The sequence below is a fragment of the Streptococcus sp. SG2 genome (assembly GCF_030439925.1).
Taxonomy (GTDB): domain Bacteria; phylum Bacillota; class Bacilli; order Lactobacillales; family Streptococcaceae; genus Streptococcus; species Streptococcus gordonii.
The window spans coordinates 490585-508168 of the sequence record NZ_JAQFJD010000002.1 but is presented as its reverse complement, the minus strand read 5'-3'; the positions used below and the strand labels follow the sequence as shown (position 1 = coordinate 508168).

Annotated in this window: 16 protein-coding genes; all 16 read right to left on the bottom strand. The window is 40.2% G+C overall.

All coding sequences use genetic code 11. The features are described from left to right. Positions 1-11: 11 nt before the first annotated feature. The 16 genes from PCY09_RS06245 to PCY09_RS06170 all read right to left on the bottom strand — a co-directional run bounded on the left by PCY09_RS06245 (position 12) and on the right by PCY09_RS06170 (position 17557). Positions 12-1439 carry an ATP-binding cassette domain-containing protein gene (locus PCY09_RS06245; protein ID WP_125396893.1) on the bottom strand — a complete coding sequence of 476 codons (1428 nt, stop codon included), beginning with the start codon at positions 1437-1439 and terminating at the stop codon, positions 12-14. Then, on the bottom strand, positions 1400-2080 hold the full coding sequence (locus PCY09_RS06240; RefSeq protein WP_045772885.1) for an energy-coupling factor transporter transmembrane component T: 681 nt from the start codon (positions 2078-2080) through the stop codon (positions 1400-1402). The genes PCY09_RS06245 and PCY09_RS06240 overlap by 40 nt, the downstream gene beginning before the upstream one ends. Continuing rightward, positions 2077-2673: an MptD family putative ECF transporter S component gene (locus PCY09_RS06235; protein ID WP_060553022.1), complete on the bottom strand. Its 597-nt coding sequence runs from the start codon at positions 2671-2673 to the stop codon at positions 2077-2079. The genes PCY09_RS06240 and PCY09_RS06235 overlap by 4 nt, the downstream gene beginning before the upstream one ends. Then, the gene (locus tag PCY09_RS06230; protein ID WP_061601515.1) at positions 2670-4340 is read right to left on the bottom strand and encodes an amino acid ABC transporter ATP-binding/permease protein; all 1671 of its coding nucleotides are present in this window, start codon (positions 4338-4340) and stop codon (positions 2670-2672) included. Before PCY09_RS06230 ends, PCY09_RS06235 begins: the two co-directional genes overlap by 4 nt. Next, positions 4330-6093 carry an ABC transporter ATP-binding protein/permease gene (locus tag PCY09_RS06225; protein WP_125396892.1) on the bottom strand — a complete coding sequence of 588 codons (1764 nt, stop codon included), beginning with the start codon at positions 6091-6093 and terminating at the stop codon, positions 4330-4332. The genes PCY09_RS06230 and PCY09_RS06225 overlap by 11 nt, the downstream gene beginning before the upstream one ends. A gap of 123 nt (positions 6094-6216) precedes the next feature. Then, entirely contained in the window at positions 6217-6909 is a 693-nt protein-coding gene (locus tag PCY09_RS06220; RefSeq protein ID WP_096754740.1) for a methionine ABC transporter permease, read from the bottom strand. Position 6910: 1 nt separating this feature from the next. After that, a complete protein-coding gene (locus tag PCY09_RS06215; protein ID WP_125396891.1) occupies positions 6911-7975 on the bottom strand; it encodes a methionine ABC transporter ATP-binding protein in 1065 nt (354 codons plus the stop codon). Beyond that, the gene (locus PCY09_RS06210; protein ID WP_125396890.1) at positions 7968-9341 is read right to left on the bottom strand and encodes a M20/M25/M40 family metallo-hydrolase; all 1374 of its coding nucleotides are present in this window, start codon (positions 9339-9341) and stop codon (positions 7968-7970) included. Before PCY09_RS06210 ends, PCY09_RS06215 begins: the two co-directional genes overlap by 8 nt. Positions 9342-9464: 123 nt before the next feature. Then, a complete protein-coding gene (locus PCY09_RS06205) occupies positions 9465-10328 on the bottom strand; it encodes a MetQ/NlpA family ABC transporter substrate-binding protein (protein ID WP_046165078.1) in 864 nt (287 codons plus the stop codon). 33 nt (positions 10329-10361) lie between these two features. Continuing rightward, the gene (locus PCY09_RS06200; RefSeq protein WP_301556699.1) at positions 10362-11201 is read right to left on the bottom strand and encodes an amino acid ABC transporter substrate-binding protein; all 840 of its coding nucleotides are present in this window, start codon (positions 11199-11201) and stop codon (positions 10362-10364) included. Between the two features lie 206 nt (positions 11202-11407). Then, complete coding sequence (locus PCY09_RS06195) at positions 11408-12541, bottom strand: amidohydrolase (RefSeq protein ID WP_125396889.1); 1134 nt, start codon at positions 12539-12541, stop codon at positions 11408-11410. Between the two features lie 110 nt (positions 12542-12651). Then, a complete protein-coding gene (locus tag PCY09_RS06190; RefSeq protein WP_125396888.1) occupies positions 12652-13761 on the bottom strand; it encodes a DUF4352 domain-containing protein in 1110 nt (369 codons plus the stop codon). Between the two features lie 121 nt (positions 13762-13882). Then, positions 13883-14599, bottom strand: a complete 717-nt coding sequence (locus tag PCY09_RS06185) for a YebC/PmpR family DNA-binding transcriptional regulator (RefSeq protein WP_011999961.1) — start codon at positions 14597-14599, stop codon at positions 13883-13885. A 229-nt stretch (positions 14600-14828) separates the two neighbouring features. Further along, positions 14829-15659, bottom strand: a complete 831-nt coding sequence (locus PCY09_RS06180; RefSeq protein ID WP_125396887.1) for a hypothetical protein — start codon at positions 15657-15659, stop codon at positions 14829-14831. Between the two features lie 70 nt (positions 15660-15729). Then, entirely contained in the window at positions 15730-16821 is a 1092-nt protein-coding gene (locus PCY09_RS06175; RefSeq protein ID WP_061583342.1) for a nucleotidyltransferase, read from the bottom strand. A 1-nt stretch (position 16822) separates the two neighbouring features. Then, a complete protein-coding gene (locus tag PCY09_RS06170) occupies positions 16823-17557 on the bottom strand; it encodes a class I SAM-dependent methyltransferase (RefSeq protein ID WP_045505701.1) in 735 nt (244 codons plus the stop codon). Positions 17558-17584 lie beyond the last annotated feature (27 nt).

Genomic DNA, 17584 nt, shown 5'->3' with positions numbered 1-17584 from the left:
ATAGCGAGTAATTAATTTAAGGTAAAAAAGTAATCAGCTGTTTTCTCAAGTAATTCTTCATCATGAGAAATGAGCAGAATAATTTTTCCCTGCTCTTTTAATGCCTTCAGTAAGTCAGCCACTTGTAACATTTGCTGGTAATCTAAACCTGAACTAGGTTCGTCAAAAATAAACACTCTTTTTTTAGTAAGGACTTGACTTGCTATGACTAGCCGTTGCATCTCTCCGCCTGATAGAGTCATTGGATGCCTATCTTCTAAACCTTTTAATCCTAAGTTTTCTAAGATATTTGATGCATCGGCAGCTTTTTTCAAACCCAAGGTCAACTCCTTTTGGACGCTGTCTGAAAAGAGCTGAAGAGCAACTTCTTGCAGAACAAAAGCAGTGTCTTTCAGACGTTCATGAGCTGACAGAGCATGCCCATTTAAAGAAAAAGTTGCATCTTCATCGTCTAATAAACCAGCCAGATAAAAAGCTAGAGTCGATTTACCTTTCCCATTAGGACCCACAAGGGCTGTAATCACTCCTGACTTGAAGTTAGCTTCTTCAAGAAAACTCAATTCCTGGTCCCCTGACTGTAAGCAAAGATTTTTTATGGTCAAATCCCCCGTCAGTGGTGAAGGAGCAATTTGCTTCTTTGCCTCAAGTTTAGAAATAGAGCTAGATAGATCCTGACTTCGAAGCCCTAAATCATGTCGTTCTGTTTCCGTTAAGCTATCAAACTCCTTTTTTGAATAATCTCTTTTAAGAGCACCTTGATCAAAATAAAGATAGCGGTCAGCCAAGTCCTTTAAATAATCCAAGCGATGCTCCGCTATAAGAATCGTTTTCCCTTCTTGTTTTAAGATAGAAAGATAACTAGCTACTTGCTCAATCCCTGACCTGTCCAAATTAGCTGTCGGTTCATCTAAAACCAAGATATCTGTATCCTGCATCAGGGCCGTTAAAAGGGCAATTCTCTGCTTTTCTCCACCTGATAAAGTAGAAATGTCACGTTCAAGATAGTCTTCTAAAGCAAAGTCAGCAGTTAATTTTTCTAATTTATTCAAAATTTCTGCTGCTGATTCAACATGATTTTCACCAGGCAAAACCAATTCATGCTTAACGTATTTATGAAAAAACAGACTGGAGGGATTTTGAAAAACTGAAGCAACTCGCTTGGAACATTCTTCAACCGTCTGTTTTCCTGCTGACTGATCGGCTATTTCTAATTGACCATCTAATTTTCCCTCATAGTAATCTGGGATTAAGCCATTGATCAACCTTAAGAAGGTTGATTTGCCACTCCCACTCTTGCCACATAAGACGACCAACTGGCCTGATGAGATTTGTAAATCTTCAACCAGCAAGCTACTAGCTCTGCTATTTTCATAAGTAAAACGAAAGCCGGTCGCAGTAATCAGCCCCTTATCATCCACAAGGTCATGATAAACATCCATGCACAGGTACTCCAATCTGCTAAATTAAAGGTTGATGAAAAAGTTTCTGTCGGTCTTTTTCCTAGTGCCAATCCTTTGGTAAGGCTAGCTATGGTCAACTCTTGAACCGTTCGCATGAGTGACATGAGTAGTGGTACCAGGAGATACTCAAAGTAGGTCACTGGACGAAAGATAAAATCTCTTTTTCTAAGGAAAATCCCTCGAAGACGTAAACTTCTATGAATCGTTTTCGCATCTGCTGGTATAGCTGGCAAAAATCTCATCATTACTCCTAAGGTTAAAAGAAAAGATTCCGGTAGGTGCCATTTTCTAAGGCCATGAACCAGTTCGTAGGCTGTCGCAGTTGTCAAAAGCAAACTCCCAGCCATAAAAGAAGGAAGCAAAAAACGTCCAGCCGTGAGCAGAGTTACGAAATTTCGTATCAGTTGAAAAGAAAAGAAATCAGTTAGATAAGCATCTAGAGTCCAAAAAAGGACAAAAGCCAATAAACTATATAAGGCGATTTTACCTTTTCCAGCAAAGTATAAGAGCATCGCCAAGCCTGAAACGATTATCAGTTCAAGCCAGCCGGATACTCTAAAAAGAAAGGCCATATTGGCAAATAAAACCAAAAGGACCTTACTTCGTACATCTAATTTCATGAGACCATCCCTGACTTTATAAAGTGCTTCTTGACCATATATTGACCAAATAGTCCCCCTATAATAGCGGCAATAACAACCATAATTACAAAACCAAGAACCACTTGTGGATTCACAGGAACCATAACCCGGTCAATATACTCTTGAGTTTTACCACGCGCTAGCAAGCTTTGAACATAAGTCTCCCGAGCCAGCCACATCATAATAATCGGGCCTGAATTGGCAAAGGAGAAAAGGACAAATGACGCTAAACTTAGCCATTTATTTTGGTAATTTCCTTGTTTGGCTAACAAATCAGCTAGAAAGCCAAAAATCAAGCCTGGCAAGAAGGCCACAAAGAAATGGCCAGATAAGAAGAAAAATCCTCCCATCACGATTCCCAAGAGACTGATAGCTCCGAATTTTTTGATCTTGCTTTGTAGAAGCATGTAAACCGTCCCACCAAAGATTGCTGCTCCAGCTGGGGCATAGAACATATTCCCTGACCGGTCGAAAATCAGACCAACCAGGACGCCTAAACCGACGCATAGAAAATAGAGGGCTGCAAAAGCACCTGTCATCACAAGGTCTTTTACTTGTAGTCCTTTTCTCATCCTTTTATCCTCCTTACTTGTGAATGATTTAATTCATAAACCTCATCTGCAAAAGCAACCGTTGACAAGCGATGGGAGATGAGAAAGACCATGCCACGGCATTCTTCTTTGACAATAGATAGGAAGGCTGCTTCATTCAGTGAATCGAGATTGCTGGTGGGTTCATCAAAAATATAACAATCTGCCTCCTTAAGCAGGGCTCGCATCAGCTCCAAACGCTGGGTTTCACCAGCAGAAAAAGTTGTTTCTCCATCAATTACAGTATCTAGCCCCTCTGGCAAGCGCTCTAAACGATCCTTAAGACGACATTTAGCTGCCAAGGTCCAGATTGCCTCATCACTGATATCCGTTCGACCCAAGACTAGATTTTCCCGAAGGCTTTTATGGAAAAGCTGAGCAACTTGGGGAACATAAGCGAAAGAGCCTTGTAAATGCTGGCGTTGGAAGGTTTGATGATCCTGTCCAGACAGCAAAACTTGTCCTGCCTTAGGATCATACCAGCGCATGATGATTTTCATGAGGGTGGATTTTCCTGTTCCACTTCCACCTACAATACCAATTATTTTACCTTTCTCAAATCGTGCTGACAAACCTTGAAAAAGTCCTTGCTCTCGCCCCTCATAATCAAAGTTTAAATGATTAACATCAACTGATTCGATCTTGATATCAGTCTCTAAACCACTGCTATCTGCCTCTGGCTCATCCAAGAGCGAAAAGACCTGCCGACTGGCATTCATTGCTCTTTTAAAACCTAGAGGCAGTCGCCCTAATTCTAAAAATGGAGCAAAAGAGCTTGAGAAAGCTACCAGAGCTAGTCCTGCTTGAGTCAGATTAATATCACCTTGATTAAGTTGGAAGAGAGACAAGATGGCAAAGCCCATAACAGATAAGCCCACCACTAAAAAGGTTAGAGCTTGTTCAAAAAATTGCTTCTGAGCAACCTGTCTTTCTATGCTATTTAATTCTTTACTTTTTTGTTCTAAACAAGCAAAATGTTTTGAAGTTTGTCCGAGCTGGGACAAATCATGTATTGCCTTCAGGCTCTCCAAGAAATAAGAAATGTATCTTGTCCGATCATCCGCTTGTTTTGATAAGAGTTTTTGTAAATGTCGAGCAAAATTTTGAGGCAAGACCACCGCTAAAAGCAGGTAAGTCAGCAAAGCCAGAAAACCTAGAGCTGGGGATATCCTAGAGAGAAAGACCCACATAATGAAAGCAGAGATAAGCCCTGTACAAACTGGTGCAACTGTATGGGCAAAAAAGACTTCAATTGCTTCAATATCCTCCCCGATCATTTTTAATAAGCTCCCACTATCTTGTCGGTCTAACTTAGCAGGTGCAAGACGTCGTAGTTTAGCAAAGACAAGCTTTCGCAAGTCCGCTAGGGAATGAAAAGCCACATAATGACCAAAATAATGCTCTCCATAGCGGAAGAGTCCTCGACCAATGGACAAAGCTAAAAGAAGAAACAGAAAACCTAGAGTCGGAGCTTGCCCTCCTACAGCCAAAAATCCTTGATTTACCAATAAAACAGGAATCGCGACTGAAACTGTAAAGCCTGAAACTGCAAAAATAACAGCTAACCCTAGAGCAGGCAATAGATGCTTCATGATCTGAAACAGCCTAAAAAGAAGTTGCTTGCTTGGATAAGTTCTTTTAGCTTCCATGAATTCTCTCCTCCTGTTCTCTTTGTCTATCCACTAAAGTTCTGTACTCCTGATTTTCCCAGTAAAGCTTGGTCGGACTAGCCAAAACCATTCCCTCTTTGCTCATAAAAAGAACTTGGTCAGCCTCAGCTACTCGCTTCATTTTATGAGTAATTTCAATGACAAGGGCTTCTTTTGCAAGCGCATTTAGCTGCTCATAAAGAAGAGCTTCATTGTCCTTATCAACACTAGAAGTGATTTCATCAAAGATATAGAGCGATTTTTGAGCAAGAATGGCTCGAGCACAAATCACTTGTTGTCTCTGGCCTGGAGACAACTGGTTGCCATCTTCACCAACAAGGGTATCTAGACCCTCAGGCAAATTTTCAATAAAAGATAAAAGCTTCTTCTCGCTCAGCCATTGCTGAATTTTGTCCCGACTCCAATTCCTTGCCAACTGCAAGTTCTCTAAAATGCTGGTATTCAAAAGAAAGCTGTTTGACGACACATACATTATCTCTTTATAGAGAGCTGATTGTGTCAAATTTTCATTGGAGGTCTCTCCAAAGAATATCTGACCTTGCTCGGGTTGCAATTTTCCTAGTAGAATCTTGCCCAAAGTCGTCTTACCGCGCCCACTTTCCCCAGCAATAGCAAATACCTGGCCTACTTCTACGTCAAAAGAGACCCTATCCAAAATCTTTTTATCTCCATGGGAGAAGGACAAATCCTGCACACTCAAGTGCTGAAATGGTGCTAAATCTTGTTTTGTTTTTACTTTAGTCTCTTGGACCGAATCCAAAAAACTAAAAATCCGATCAGCCATCTTTGTATTCATCATGACCAAGTGCATACCGTAGCCTGCTTCTCGGATCGGTGTGAAAAATTCTGTCGCAATTAAGATAAAATAAATCATGCTGAACAAGGATAATTGCCCAGCAGACAGCCAGGAAAGGGCTAAAAAACCTGACAGACCGATTCCCAGATACATAACAGCATCCATATAGCCCACTGATTGTAGTTGAAAACCTAGCAGTTCCATAGTGGCATCACGAAAATCTTCGGCCTGCTCCGCAAATTCCTGCTCGTATTTCTCATCGGCCTGATAAGAATACAATGTATTTAATCCCTTTAAATCATCCAGAAAAAGGTTGCCCACATCCATATAAGAGCCCCAATATCGATTCATAATCCTACGCGATCGCTTCTGCATCAGGATGATAGACACAGGAATAAAGGGCAAGGATAATATAAAAATTAAACCACCCAAGGGAAAGAGCCAGAAGACTAAGATAAGGACTGTTAAACAGTTAAAATAGGTTCGTAGATTTAAGGGGAGATAATAAGAATAGTAGGTATCCAAGCTATCAATTCCCTGAGCAGCAACTGTTAGAATATCTGATGCAGTTCGGCTATCTTGAAACTCACCATCCTTAGCAACAAATGCCTGAAAAAATTCTCTCTTTAGCTTGTTTCGTGCAAACTGGGAAGCCAAGCCTTGAAATCGTTTGGCAAATAGAGCAATTCCAAATCCTAAACCGTTTAAGGCCAGTAAATAAAGAAAAAGGGAATATAAGTCAACTTGTTTTCCTTCGTAGAACTCTGTCAATGCTTGGGCAATCAAAGCAAAACTTGTAATTCTCGTTAAAAATTGAATCCATGATAAAAAAGCAGCCAGATAAATCAAGCCCTTCTTTGGTCGAATTTGCTCTTTCAAGCGAGCTAACAGCTGCTTTTTCTTGCTTCTTGATATCTTTTCCTCTTCTTGAGCCATAGCTTTCCCTTTTCCGTAGGTTTTTTCTCCTTATTATAACATTCACAAAGTCGAATGTAAATTAAATTTTCAGAATATTTAATTCAAAAAACAAGCTAGCCAAAATGGCTAGCAAATTAACTTCTATTTATGACTTAATTTTTTAGTTAAAAAGTCTCCTGCAAATTGAATTGTAAAGATAATGGCTACGATAACAACCGTCGCAAGAATGGTAACGTCATTATTATATCGGTTAAAACCATAAGCAATCGCTACATTACCGATACCACCTGCACCGACTGCACCCGCCATAGCAGTTTCACCAATCAAAGAAATCAAAGTGACTGTCGTTACACGGATTAAATCTGGTAGACCTTCAATAAGATAGACACCAATAATATCCCATAAAGTTGCACCACTGGCCTGGGCTGCTTCAATCACTCCACCGTCCAACTCAGATAAAACCACCTGAACTTGACGTGCAAAAAAGGCATAAACGGCAAATGAAAGTGGCACAATAGCAGCATTTGGTCCAATTCCTGTCCCAACAATCAAGTGAGAAAAAGGTGATAGGACAGCCAACAAAATGATAAAAGGAATCGCACGGAAGACAGAAGTCACTTTATCCAAAATCCAGAAAGCCACCTTATTTTCCAGAACCCCACCTGGCTTGGTTAATACAAGAAAAAGTCCAGTTATCAAGCCAAAGAAACCACCAATCAAGAAAGAGATCGCTGTCATATAAAGGGTCGTATAAATAGCTGTTCCCCAGCCTGCTTGACCAGTCCAGCCCATCCTATATACATTTGGCAAATAAGTTTCGATTAATTTCAGCATCTTATGCACCTCCCTTTAGAACAGTCAAACGAACGCCTGCTTCACTAATAGCCGTCTTAGCCGCAGTAAGATTTTCTGATTCGCCAGACAAGACAACTACCAAAGCACCTACAGGGGTATGATCCAAAATTTCGATATTCCCATATAAGATATTGGCAGTAACTTGATATTTTTTATAGATTTGATTCAATAAAGGCTCATCTGTTGCTGTACCCGCGTACTCCAACTGCACCAAGATACTATTTGGAGCCAGATTCTGCACAATTTCTTGCTTTTCGATTTTAACCATAGCTTCATTAATTCCTGTTGCTGTTGTAATGAAGTCTTTCGTCAAATCCTGATTAGGATTAGAGAAAATATCGAGAACAGAACCCTCTTCAATCAATTGTCCATCCTGCATTACTGCTACTCGATTAGCAATATCCTTAATGATTTGCATCTCGTGAGTAATAAGCACAATCGTTAAACCTAATTTTTGGTTCAAGTCTTGCAAAAGAGCCAAGATTTGCTTGGTCGTCTTAGGATCTAGAGCTGATGTTGCTTCATCTGAAATCAAGATTTTTGGATCATTAGCTAAGGCACGAGCAATCGCTACACGCTGCTTTTGTCCACCTGACAGCTGTGAAGGATAGTTCTCAGCTCGATCCGCCAAACCAACCAAGTCTAGTAGCTTCTTCACCTTCTCTTTTTTCTCTTCCTTAGACAGGCCTGAATGCTTTAAGGCAAAAGCAACATTTTCTTCAGCTGTCAACTGACTCATTAGATTGAAGTGTTGGAAGATCATCCCAATATCCTGACGCTTTTGACGTAACTGAGCTACAGAAAGTTGAACCTTTTTATCCTTGAAAATGACATCATTGTCAACGGTAATAGTTCCTCCAGTAGGTACCTGTAATAGGTTAATCACCCGAACCAGAGTAGATTTTCCAGCTCCAGAATAGCCAACAATTCCATAGATATCTCCTTGGTTAATGCGGATACTCACATCTTTTACAGCTTGGATTTGACGTTTCTTCTGTTGGAAGGTCACATCAATCCGATCTAATGTAATAATCTCTTTACTCATAGCTTGCAATCAACTCCTTTACTAATTCTATATGGGTGTAGTAATCGGCTAGGCGAACATTCTCATCTCCACCATGGTCCCGACTGTTAGCATGGCCCAAGCCAAAGGCCATCATTGGTGCCTTTAAAGCATCATAAACAGTAAACATAGGTCCAGTCCCGGCAGAAGTAGGCAGCACTGCTACTCCTTCGCTGTAATATTTCTTGGCCAACTCAATAACACTAAGAACAGACGGAGCACTCATGTCGCTTCTGTAGCTCATTTCTCCCAAAGTATAAATAAGCTCTACCTTAGGATAACCGTTCTTGATCAGTTGTTTTCGAATCTTATCAAGCACATCTTGTGGTTCTAAACCAGGTACAAGTCGCACCTCAAGCTTGGCCTTAGCTTCTGAAGGCAGGATCGTCTTGACTCCCTGACCTTGATAACCTGAGGATAATCCCTCAATATTGATAGCTGGTTCAAAAAAATAGCGTCGTAGGAACTTATGCCCTTCCTCCTCAAGCAGAGGCAATTCTAAACCATAAATTTGCTTTAGCTCTTCTGGGTTACGTCGTGCAAACTCCTCAACCAGGGCTAGTTCTCGTTCGTTTGGCTCGACAATTTGTTCATAGATGCCTTCTACCAAGATGCGACCGTCAGCTCCTCGCAAGCTAGCTAGCGCATTTAAAAGATACCAGCTACTTGAATCAATTACGCCACCAAAACTCGAATGTATATCTACATCAGCGCTTTTCACCTTGGCATCAAAGGTTACAATGCCCTTATTTCCGCCTGTGATTTCTAGCTGTCCTAGTGCATTCCGGCTCCCCTGTTCCCAGATGAGGAGATCAGCACCAGACAATTCTTCCTTGTGTTTTTCCAAATACCGATCCAAGTCAGTCGAAGCAGACTCTTCCGCTCCCTCTATGATAAAAGTAACATTTACAGGTAAATCCTTCTTACCTTCCCGATACTTCTGCAAGGCTGTCAGGCGAGCTACGATATGCCCCTTGTCATCATCAACTCCTCGACCATACATGACCCCATCTCGGACAGACAAGGTAAAAGGATCTTCTGTCCAAGGTTGATCACTATCTGCAGGTACTGTATCATAGTGATTGTAAAAAATAATACTTTTAGCTTTAGGATTTGAACTCTTAAAACGAGCAATGACAAAAGGAGCTCTGTAACTTGCATCAACAGTCACTTCTGCACCAGCCTCTTCAAAAACTTCTCTCAAATAATCTGCTACTTCTTTCAAGCCTATCTGCTGAGCAAAAATAGATTTTTTAGCAATCAATTCTCGTAAAATCTCAAAATAAGCCTGTGCGAGGTCATCCTCTTCAAATTTTTTCAACTGCTCTTTTTCACTGAAAAAAGCCATAATTCCTCCCCATAAATAAGGCGATAAAACTCAGCTGGTCATCCCAACTGAGTTTTATTAAACACGTTCAGTCTTGCATGCTTGATAAATCCATTAAGACTTGTGCCTACTGTCTTTTACTTCTTACCAAACTGGCTCAAGCAAGCCATCTGAAGTTTTTTCTGTTAACTCTTTAACATCGTCAGAATGGTAGGCTGCAATCAACTTCTTAATTGCATCAGCCTTGTCAGATTTTTCCCAATCTTTCTTAGCCGCAATGATGTTGTACCATTGTTTAGAATTTTTATCTTTTGGTTCGATAAACAAAGCTTTCTTATAGTCTAATTTTGCTTCGTTTACAAAAGTATTGTTTACAACAGCAGCATCTACTGATGTCAATGAACGAGCTGTTTGGCTAGCATCCAATTCTGTAATTTTCAATTTCTTTGGATTTTCTTTCACGTTTGCAACTGTAGCAAGTTCATTTCCAGATTTGTCCAATTTAATTAGGCCAGCTGCTTGAAGCAAGTTCAATGCGCGGCTTTCGTTAGTCGCATCATTTGGTACAGCGATTTCTGCTCCGTCCGGAAGTTCGTTAACTTTTTTATACTTATTTTTACCGTCTTTTGTACCTGAGTAGAGACGGATTGGTGCGATGTAAGTATCCGCAATCGCAACTAAATCTTGATTATTTTCCTTATTCCAGTTGTTAAGGTAGTAGTAGTGTTGGAAAGCATTGACATCAAGCTCACCATCTGCCACGGCTTTATTTACTTGTGGGTATTCTGTAAATTGAGTAAATTCAAGTTTCACATTTTCTTTTTCAAGTTTCTTTTGAATGAGATCCCAACGCTGTTGTTCGTCGTTGTCAATTGTCATTGTACCAATTTTAATGGTTACTGTTTTATCTTTGCCATTTCCTGCTTCTTTATTAGAAGCTCCACAAGCTGCCAAACCAAGGACTGCAACCGCAACTGCAGCAGCTCCAAACCATTTTGCTAATTTCATATTCTTATCTCCTTATAGTTTAAGTCTTATTAATTATTTAATATCTTTTGCCTCTGGAAGGTAACTGCCACCAAAGTATTTTTGAGAAAGTTCTTCAAGAGTACCGTCTTCGTATAGCTTCTTAATACGTTTGTCAACAAAAGTTTTTAATTCTTCTTGTCCCTGAGCAAATAAAGGATAAACATATGGCTGTTGATCGCTAGGAAGTTCAATGACTTCTAGATTTTCCAAATTTTGTTCTTTGATAATAGTATCAACAGAAATACGTTCAAAAATCTTGTAATCTGCACGACCCTCATTCAGATTCACTAGGATTTGTTGAATCGTTCCGTCCGTGTAGTTAATTTTCGTCTCCTTTTTAGGATGCTCTTTGTTGTAATCTTCCAGCTGTTTCGCTGTAGAAGTTCCTTGTACCACTTCCGTCGATTTACCACCAATATCATCTAAAGATTTAATATCTGTTCCCTTACGAACCACTAAAACCGTTGGGTTTTTAGCATATGGATTTCCATAAAGATATTTACCAGCACGTTCTTTTGAATAACTAATATTGTTGGCACCAATTTGGAAGCGATCGCTATCTAAACCAGCAAAGACAGAAGTCCACTTAGTTTTATTGAAATTGATTTCATACTTATCTGATCCCTTAAAGACCTCTTTAAGCACTTCAATTTCATAGCCCGTTAATTTCCCGTCTTCATCATCATATGAGAAAGGTCGGGTTGTTCCAACGGTTGCAATTTCAATTGTTACCTTCTTCTCATCTGATTTACCTGATTCAGACTTGCTATTTGAAGCTGAACAAGCAGCTAAGGTTCCGACAGCTGCAAAAGTAAGAGCAAGAAGGGCAGAATATTTTACTAATTTTTTCACAGATATTCTCCTATTCATTTATAAACTATGTCCTATAATAACAAATATCCCTAAGCTTGCCTAGTATATATTTTTTATCAAGGGTATAAATTTTATTTATTGCAGGCACATAATAAAGGCACAATAAAATCTCCTTGCCACTGTTCTATCTTAACAAAAGGAAGGAGATTTGCCTAGTTTCATTTTTTTATATAGGGATATAGTTGTTATTTATAGCATTTTAATAAGCAGAGGGCGCCTTCGACATAATATGGAACAGATACTTTAAAAGCTTCGTCATCAATAGTCATAGTGTCATGGTGGAGATCTGGTGCATCATCTGCTCCATTTGAACCAATAAAGGCAAAAACTCCCGGAATCTTCTCCTGATAAAAAGCAAAGTCTTCTCCAGCTGTGGAAGGTCTGGCTTCCACCACCTCAGCAAATGTTTTAGAATTTTCAAACAAGAGTTCGGTCAAATCCGGATCATTATAAGTCACAGGTGGTGTTTGATCCCAAGTAATAGAAACTCGTGCACCAAAGTTTTCTGCTGTATTTTCAACAATTTTAACAAAGTCTTCTTTTAATTTTTTTTGAGAGCTTGGGCTAAAGGATCGAATAGTTCCTTCAAAAAAACCATTTTGGGGCAGAACATTCCAAGTAGTCCCTGCCTCGATATGGGTGATAGAAAGAACATTGGCCTCAAAAGGGGAGACCGTTCTGGCCACCAAAACTTGCAAAGCTTGGACCATACTAGTCAAAGCTAAAACTGTATCAACACCCAGATCCGGCCGTGCAGCATGGCTACTAATCCCTTCCACTTCTACCTTGAATTTCTCTACTCCAGCCATCATAGCCCCTGGCTTTAGGGCTAACTGATTTGCTTTTAGCTGAGGCATATTGTGAAAACCAACAATAGCTTTCACATCAGTCAAATAGCCTGTTTCTATAACTTCCAAAGCTCCGCAAGAAGTCTCCTCAGCAGGTTGAAAAATAAGACGGATTGTTCCTTGCAAATCTTCCTCCATAGACTTGAGCAGTTCAGCTGCCCCTAAGAGACTTGTCTGATGAAAATCATGTCCACAGGCATGCATGACACCTGGATTTTGACTGGCATAAGGCAGATTAGTCTGTTCAAAAATGGGAAGTGCATCTATATCAGCTCTCAGGGCAATTATAGGCTGTCCGGAGCCGATTTCAGCAATTAGACCTGTTTTCAGATTAGAATCTAATATTCTAATCTCAAGGTCTTCCAGATATTTTTTTAAAAAATACGTTGTTTGATATTCCTGACCAGACAGTTCTGGATGACGATGAAGATAGTGGCGGGTTTGTATTAGTTTGTCATAAAATTTCTTCATAGCAGGCTCCTTTTCCTCTAACTTATCTATTCTCCAGTATAGCACAAAGCTTAAGGAAGAAACAAAAAAGAGAGACCTGATGGATGAATCAGGCTCTCTTCTTTTACTTTTTATGATATATCACCTTCAAAAGCGATAACAATGGAATCATAGGTATAGTCTGGTTCTACAACCCATTTCCCATCTGTCTTAACAAATGTTAACTGGTATTCAGATTCAGTTGTAAGAAGAGGATGAGAATCTAAACCAGCCGTCATCACGTCAGCATAATTCTTGTCAATTGCCTTATTAATTTCGGTCAAATTGGCATATTCTGAACGGTGTTTTTCATAAAATGCTTTACGATGGTTTAAAATCGTTCTGCTTAGACTGATCGTTTTTGGTCTAATCTTGATCACAACCGCATTCGGCAGGTACTGAGTTACCCTATAAGAAATCTCAGCCCTTTTGGCATTCATTTCTACATAAGAATCGATAAAAGCATTAACTTCGTCATCAGTAAATGGATAATCATGTAATTTACGCTTGAAATCCTCTGTAAACGCTGCCCTGAAGTCACTTTCATTTTGGGACAGGTCGCCTCCCAAAACAAAATCTTCCTTACCACCAGATGATTTATCTTCATCCTTACTTTTAGCTTTTCCGCCCAAGAAAACGGTATTGAGATAGTCAAAAGCAAGTTTCTTACTTTCTGCCACCTGATTAGGATACTTAGCTGGATCAATAGTCAATTTAAATCCTTTGATTTTCTGTTTTGGGTTATAAATCTTTTTCTCATACTCAAGTTCATACTTACCGTTGGTTTCAACCTCAAAGACTAAATAACCAGAAAGAGATTTTCCTGCCGAGAGATTATCGAATTGTATTGTCTCAAAACCATGCTTATAATCACTGACTCTGCTTAACTTAACTTTTTCACCATTAGGATTATAGATATCAATATCAGAAGGGGAAATTCTAACTGTTTCGTCTGATTTATTCTTAATTTCCAATTCCAAGGCTAAATATTTTGAATTTTCTTTTCCATCACTTGGCAGAATATACTGACCGCCCTTTACTTTCATTTCTATCTCTTTGTTGCTTGCTGATAGGGCACCTGATTTAGCCTCTTTCTGCTCTGCTGGAGTGCCCCCACCCTTACTTTGGCCAGGAAGTAGGTCACAGGCCATCAAGCTAAATCCAGCTACAAGTATGGCTACATATTGAAAGATTTTCTTCATCCTTATCTCCTTGAAATAATATATTCTCTTTATTTTATCATAATCGCCTTAACTGGTAAACGTCATTTGAAGTTTTTCATTATAATAAAAAAACCTGCAGCCCAACTGCAGGTCCAGTAGATTAAAAGCCTTCGACGTTTGTGTAGACCTTTTGAACGTCTTCATCGTCTTCAAGGACATCTACTAATTTTTCAAAAGTTGCAAGATCATCACCAGAGAGTTCCACTTCTGACTGAGGAATCATTTCTAACTCTGTCACTTGGAATTCTTCGATACCAGACTCACGCAGAGCTACGATAGCCTTGTGAAGATCCGTTGGTGCAGTATAAACCGTAATTGTTCCTTCTTCTGCTTCAACATCATCTACATCGACATCTGCTTCCAAAAGCAATTCAAAGATGCTATCTGCATCATCTCCCGCAAATACAACAACCCCTTTATTATCAAAAAGGTAAGAAACAGAACCACTTGCTCCCATGTTCCCGCCGTTTTTACCAAAAGCAGCACGAACATTCGCCGCAGTGCGGTTCACATTTGAAGTCAAAGTATCCACGATTAGCATTGAACCATTAGGCCCAAAACCTTCGTAACGACCTTCTGTAAAGGTTTCATCTGTATTTCCTTTTGCTTTATCGATAGCTTTATCAATAACGTGCTTCGGTACTTGTGCTTGCTTAGCTCGGTCGATAACAAATTTCAGAGCTGTATTTGTTTCCGGATCTGGATCACCTTTTTTCGCTGCTACATAGATTTCAACACCGAATTTAGCATATACTTTTGAGTTTGCGCCATCTTTGGCCGTTTTCTTTGCCACAATATTGGCCCATTTACGTCCCATTGGAGGTTCTCCTTTTAATAGTTTACATTTTAATCTTTCTTATTATAACACAGGAACAAGGAAAAATCACTAAGAAAAATAGTCTAATTGGCTCTCTTTTATATCTTTTCTTTCACAGAAAAGGAGATCATTACCTGTTAACCTTAAACTTAAAATTCCCCATTGACTTGGTCTTTCTGAACTTAGCCTTGGAAAACTGAAATAGAATAGCGAAGTTCAACTCACCAGCTTATTGTTCTTTTTTCTCATCAGAGATAGTTGGAATATCTTCCTTTTTAACCAAGTTCCAGTCTGAGTAACTCGTTTCACTCTTGATAGCAAGTGTTCCTTGATCACCAGAGGTAGATATATTCATCTTAAATTCTTTGAGGAATTTGCTTTTTTTGTCAATCTTTACGGTCAATTCTTTTTTGAAGTTGGATTTAGGAAATTGAGAAAAGTTAAACCGAAACTCTTTCCCATATACTCCTAAAATATCCGCATCTTGAGTTTTCAAAGTAAAGACATAATCGTTATCTGTCTCTTCTAGTTTTAAGTCTTGTGCTAGTTCATTTAAGCCGTTTAAGAGTTGAAAATAGTCTGGATAAACAATATACTTTCCTCCTTTTTCTTGGACCTCTTTATCCCATTCACCAGTTTTATTATAACGGGTATATAATGGAGTATTTTCACCACCCGGCATCAAGAGTTCTTTAAAATTCTCTTCTCCATTCTCCACAGTCTTAACTGTAATGCTTGCCATCTCGACTTCTTGCTTTTCGGTCTTATAGATAACTTGCGAAGTCATATTTTGTTCTTTTTGAATCTTTTTATCTGTTGTTCCCAGCAAGCCACCTATATTGGTTTTTTGACGAACACTGTTCATTTTTTTGTTGGCCGTCTGGATTTCTTCCAATAGACTATCTATGTCTTTTGTTTTACTAGAACTTTGACTAGTTTTTTTCTGAGCACTGTTTTCTTGACCATTGGCCTGCTTATTATTGCTTGAGTTTGAGCAGGCACCTAGGCCAAGGGCAATAATAGCCAAGAGAGAAAGTAAGATTGATTTTTTCATTCTCATAAAAGAAGACTCCTTTTTCTATTTTTATATTCTTTGACTTCTATCTTTCTAGTTTAGATAGAAGTTTTCTTTACAATAAAATCACCGGAACCCGTCCAAAATTCTGTTCCTTAAGTGCAGGATTTCCTAGCTGATAGACCTTATCAGCCTGCTGGGTCAAACTGTCCCACGGTACCTTGCCGATACGGCTGACCAATTCAACTTTTCCCTTAAGCTGGGACAAATGCTGGCGCCCCTGCTCGGAAAAGCCTAAAATATGAACACCTGATGGAAGCTCTTCTTGCCTAGCTCCGACCAGGATATAGGTCAGCAGACGACGGACCCGAGCCTTGGTATAGCGCTTGGTCGCCACCTGCTCAACCAACTCTTCTATAGTCTCACTGTTTTTCAAGGCCTCTCTAATCCTAACGGCCAACTCTTGGTTGGCCTGGTAAAAATCTGTCAAATCCGGACAGGTCACTATCTGGTAACGGAGATAAGGAAAAAACTCCGACCAGGTCACCTTGGGAGCCGCTTCAAGCAAGTGATGGGCTGGGGTGAATTTCTTGAGAAAGTCTGGCTGATCCAGATTCTGGCGAAGGGCCGTTGCGGAAGCAAATTCTTCATTAGCTGACAAGGAATGATAGCCAGCTCCCTGACGTTGAATCGGGCACAGCTTTATAGTTTTTCCCGCCACAGCCTTGGCATAGGCCAAGCCCAAAATATGATTGGGAGTGGAGCCTGAGAAATTGAGCCCTGCAAACTCCTGCCACATAGCTTGAGTCTTCTGGGGATAGGATAGGGAATCAGGCAAACCAGCCAGATAAGCCTCCATCTGCTCTGCCTTTTGACCATAGACCCCAGAAATACTCTCATAATCCAGTACTTCCTCAGTTCCAAACATTAGATGATCAATGCCCATTCTCTCTAAGATGTCTACTGCCCCCTTAGCGAAAAAGTCCGCCGCCTGAACACTGACCAAGAAAGGTAGCTCAAGGACCAGATCCGCTCCAGCTTCCAAAGCCATCTGAGCCCGAGTCCATTTGTCCACGATAGCCGGTTCACCCCGCTGAACAAAATTGCCGCTCATGGCAATAATTTTCAGCCCAGAAGCCCGCTCCAGCAGATATTTGTGCCCATTATGAAAAGGATTAAACTCTGCGATAATACCGGTAACTGTCATCTCATTTCTCCGCCACAAAGAACCAGCGAGCACTCTTATCTGTCGGCTCCTTGTCCTCAAAGTCCGCATAAACCTTGACATTCTTAAATCCAGCCTGCTCCAGCAAGATATCATAGGTCAGAATCTCATAGGTTCGCTCCTCATGTACCTCGTCATGGCGGGTGAAGCGTCCATCCTCGTCTTGGACAAAGAAGGTCAGCTCATGCACGATGGAATGAGGCGGTTCGTCCGCATAAGAATCCCAGACCATAGCAAAGGTTTCAGCATTTTCGTGATAGGAATAGCCAGGAAAGACCTCGTCAATCTGGTAAATCGAGTGCACATCAAAGATAAAGCGACCGCCCTCATTTAGATGCTGGTAAACTTGAGTGAAAACCTGAGCAACATCAACTTCGTCCTCCATATAGCAAATCGAGTCTGAATAGCAAGTCACCAAATCAAACTGACCAATATCACTCAAATCCAGCATATTACCCTGAATAAAAGGAATGTCCAAACCGGCCTCTCTGCTACGCTTCTCTGCCAAATCCAACATTTCCTGACTCAGATCCAGCCCTGTCACCTCGAAACCTGCCCGCTTAAAATAAATGGACTGAATACCCGTACCACAGGCCAGCTCCAGCAGCTTTTTCTTATCCTTTGGAAAATGACGCAGGCTGAAATCCGTCCACTTCTCATACAAAGAATCATCCATAATCGCATCGTAAACCGACGCGAAGGTTTCATAAGTTGCCATACTTTTCCTTTCAAAAACAGCCCAGCC

Coding starts and splice junctions, on each gene's coding strand:
- PCY09_RS06180 (WP_125396887.1), bottom strand. CDS start 15,659: ATGAGAATGAAAAAATCAATCTTACTTTCTCTCTTGGCTATTATTGCC.
- PCY09_RS06215 (WP_125396891.1), bottom strand. CDS start 7,975: ATGAGTAAAGAGATTATTACATTAGATCGGATTGATGTGACCTTCCAA.
- PCY09_RS06175 (WP_061583342.1), bottom strand. CDS start 16,821: ATGACAGTTACCGGTATTATCGCAGAGTTTAATCCTTTTCATAATGGG.
- PCY09_RS06235 (WP_060553022.1), bottom strand. CDS start 2,673: ATGAGAAAAGGACTACAAGTAAAAGACCTTGTGATGACAGGTGCTTTT.
- PCY09_RS06220 (WP_096754740.1), bottom strand. CDS start 6,909: ATGCTGAAATTAATCGAAACTTATTTGCCAAATGTATATAGGATGGGC.
- PCY09_RS06230 (WP_061601515.1), bottom strand. CDS start 4,340: ATGGAAGCTAAAAGAACTTATCCAAGCAAGCAACTTCTTTTTAGGCTG.
- PCY09_RS06190 (WP_125396888.1), bottom strand. CDS start 13,761: ATGAAGAAAATCTTTCAATATGTAGCCATACTTGTAGCTGGATTTAGC.
- PCY09_RS06240 (WP_045772885.1), bottom strand. CDS start 2,080: ATGAAATTAGATGTACGAAGTAAGGTCCTTTTGGTTTTATTTGCCAAT.
- PCY09_RS06245 (WP_125396893.1), bottom strand. CDS start 1,439: ATGGATGTTTATCATGACCTTGTGGATGATAAGGGGCTGATTACTGCG.
- PCY09_RS06205 (WP_046165078.1), bottom strand. CDS start 10,328: ATGAAATTAGCAAAATGGTTTGGAGCTGCTGCAGTTGCGGTTGCAGTC.
- PCY09_RS06210 (WP_125396890.1), bottom strand. CDS start 9,341: ATGGCTTTTTTCAGTGAAAAAGAGCAGTTGAAAAAATTTGAAGAGGAT.
- PCY09_RS06170 (WP_045505701.1), bottom strand. CDS start 17,557: ATGGCAACTTATGAAACCTTCGCGTCGGTTTACGATGCGATTATGGAT.
- PCY09_RS06195 (WP_125396889.1), bottom strand. CDS start 12,541: ATGAAGAAATTTTATGACAAACTAATACAAACCCGCCACTATCTTCAT.
- PCY09_RS06225 (WP_125396892.1), bottom strand. CDS start 6,093: ATGGCTCAAGAAGAGGAAAAGATATCAAGAAGCAAGAAAAAGCAGCTG.
- PCY09_RS06185 (WP_011999961.1), bottom strand. CDS start 14,599: ATGGGACGTAAATGGGCCAATATTGTGGCAAAGAAAACGGCCAAAGAT.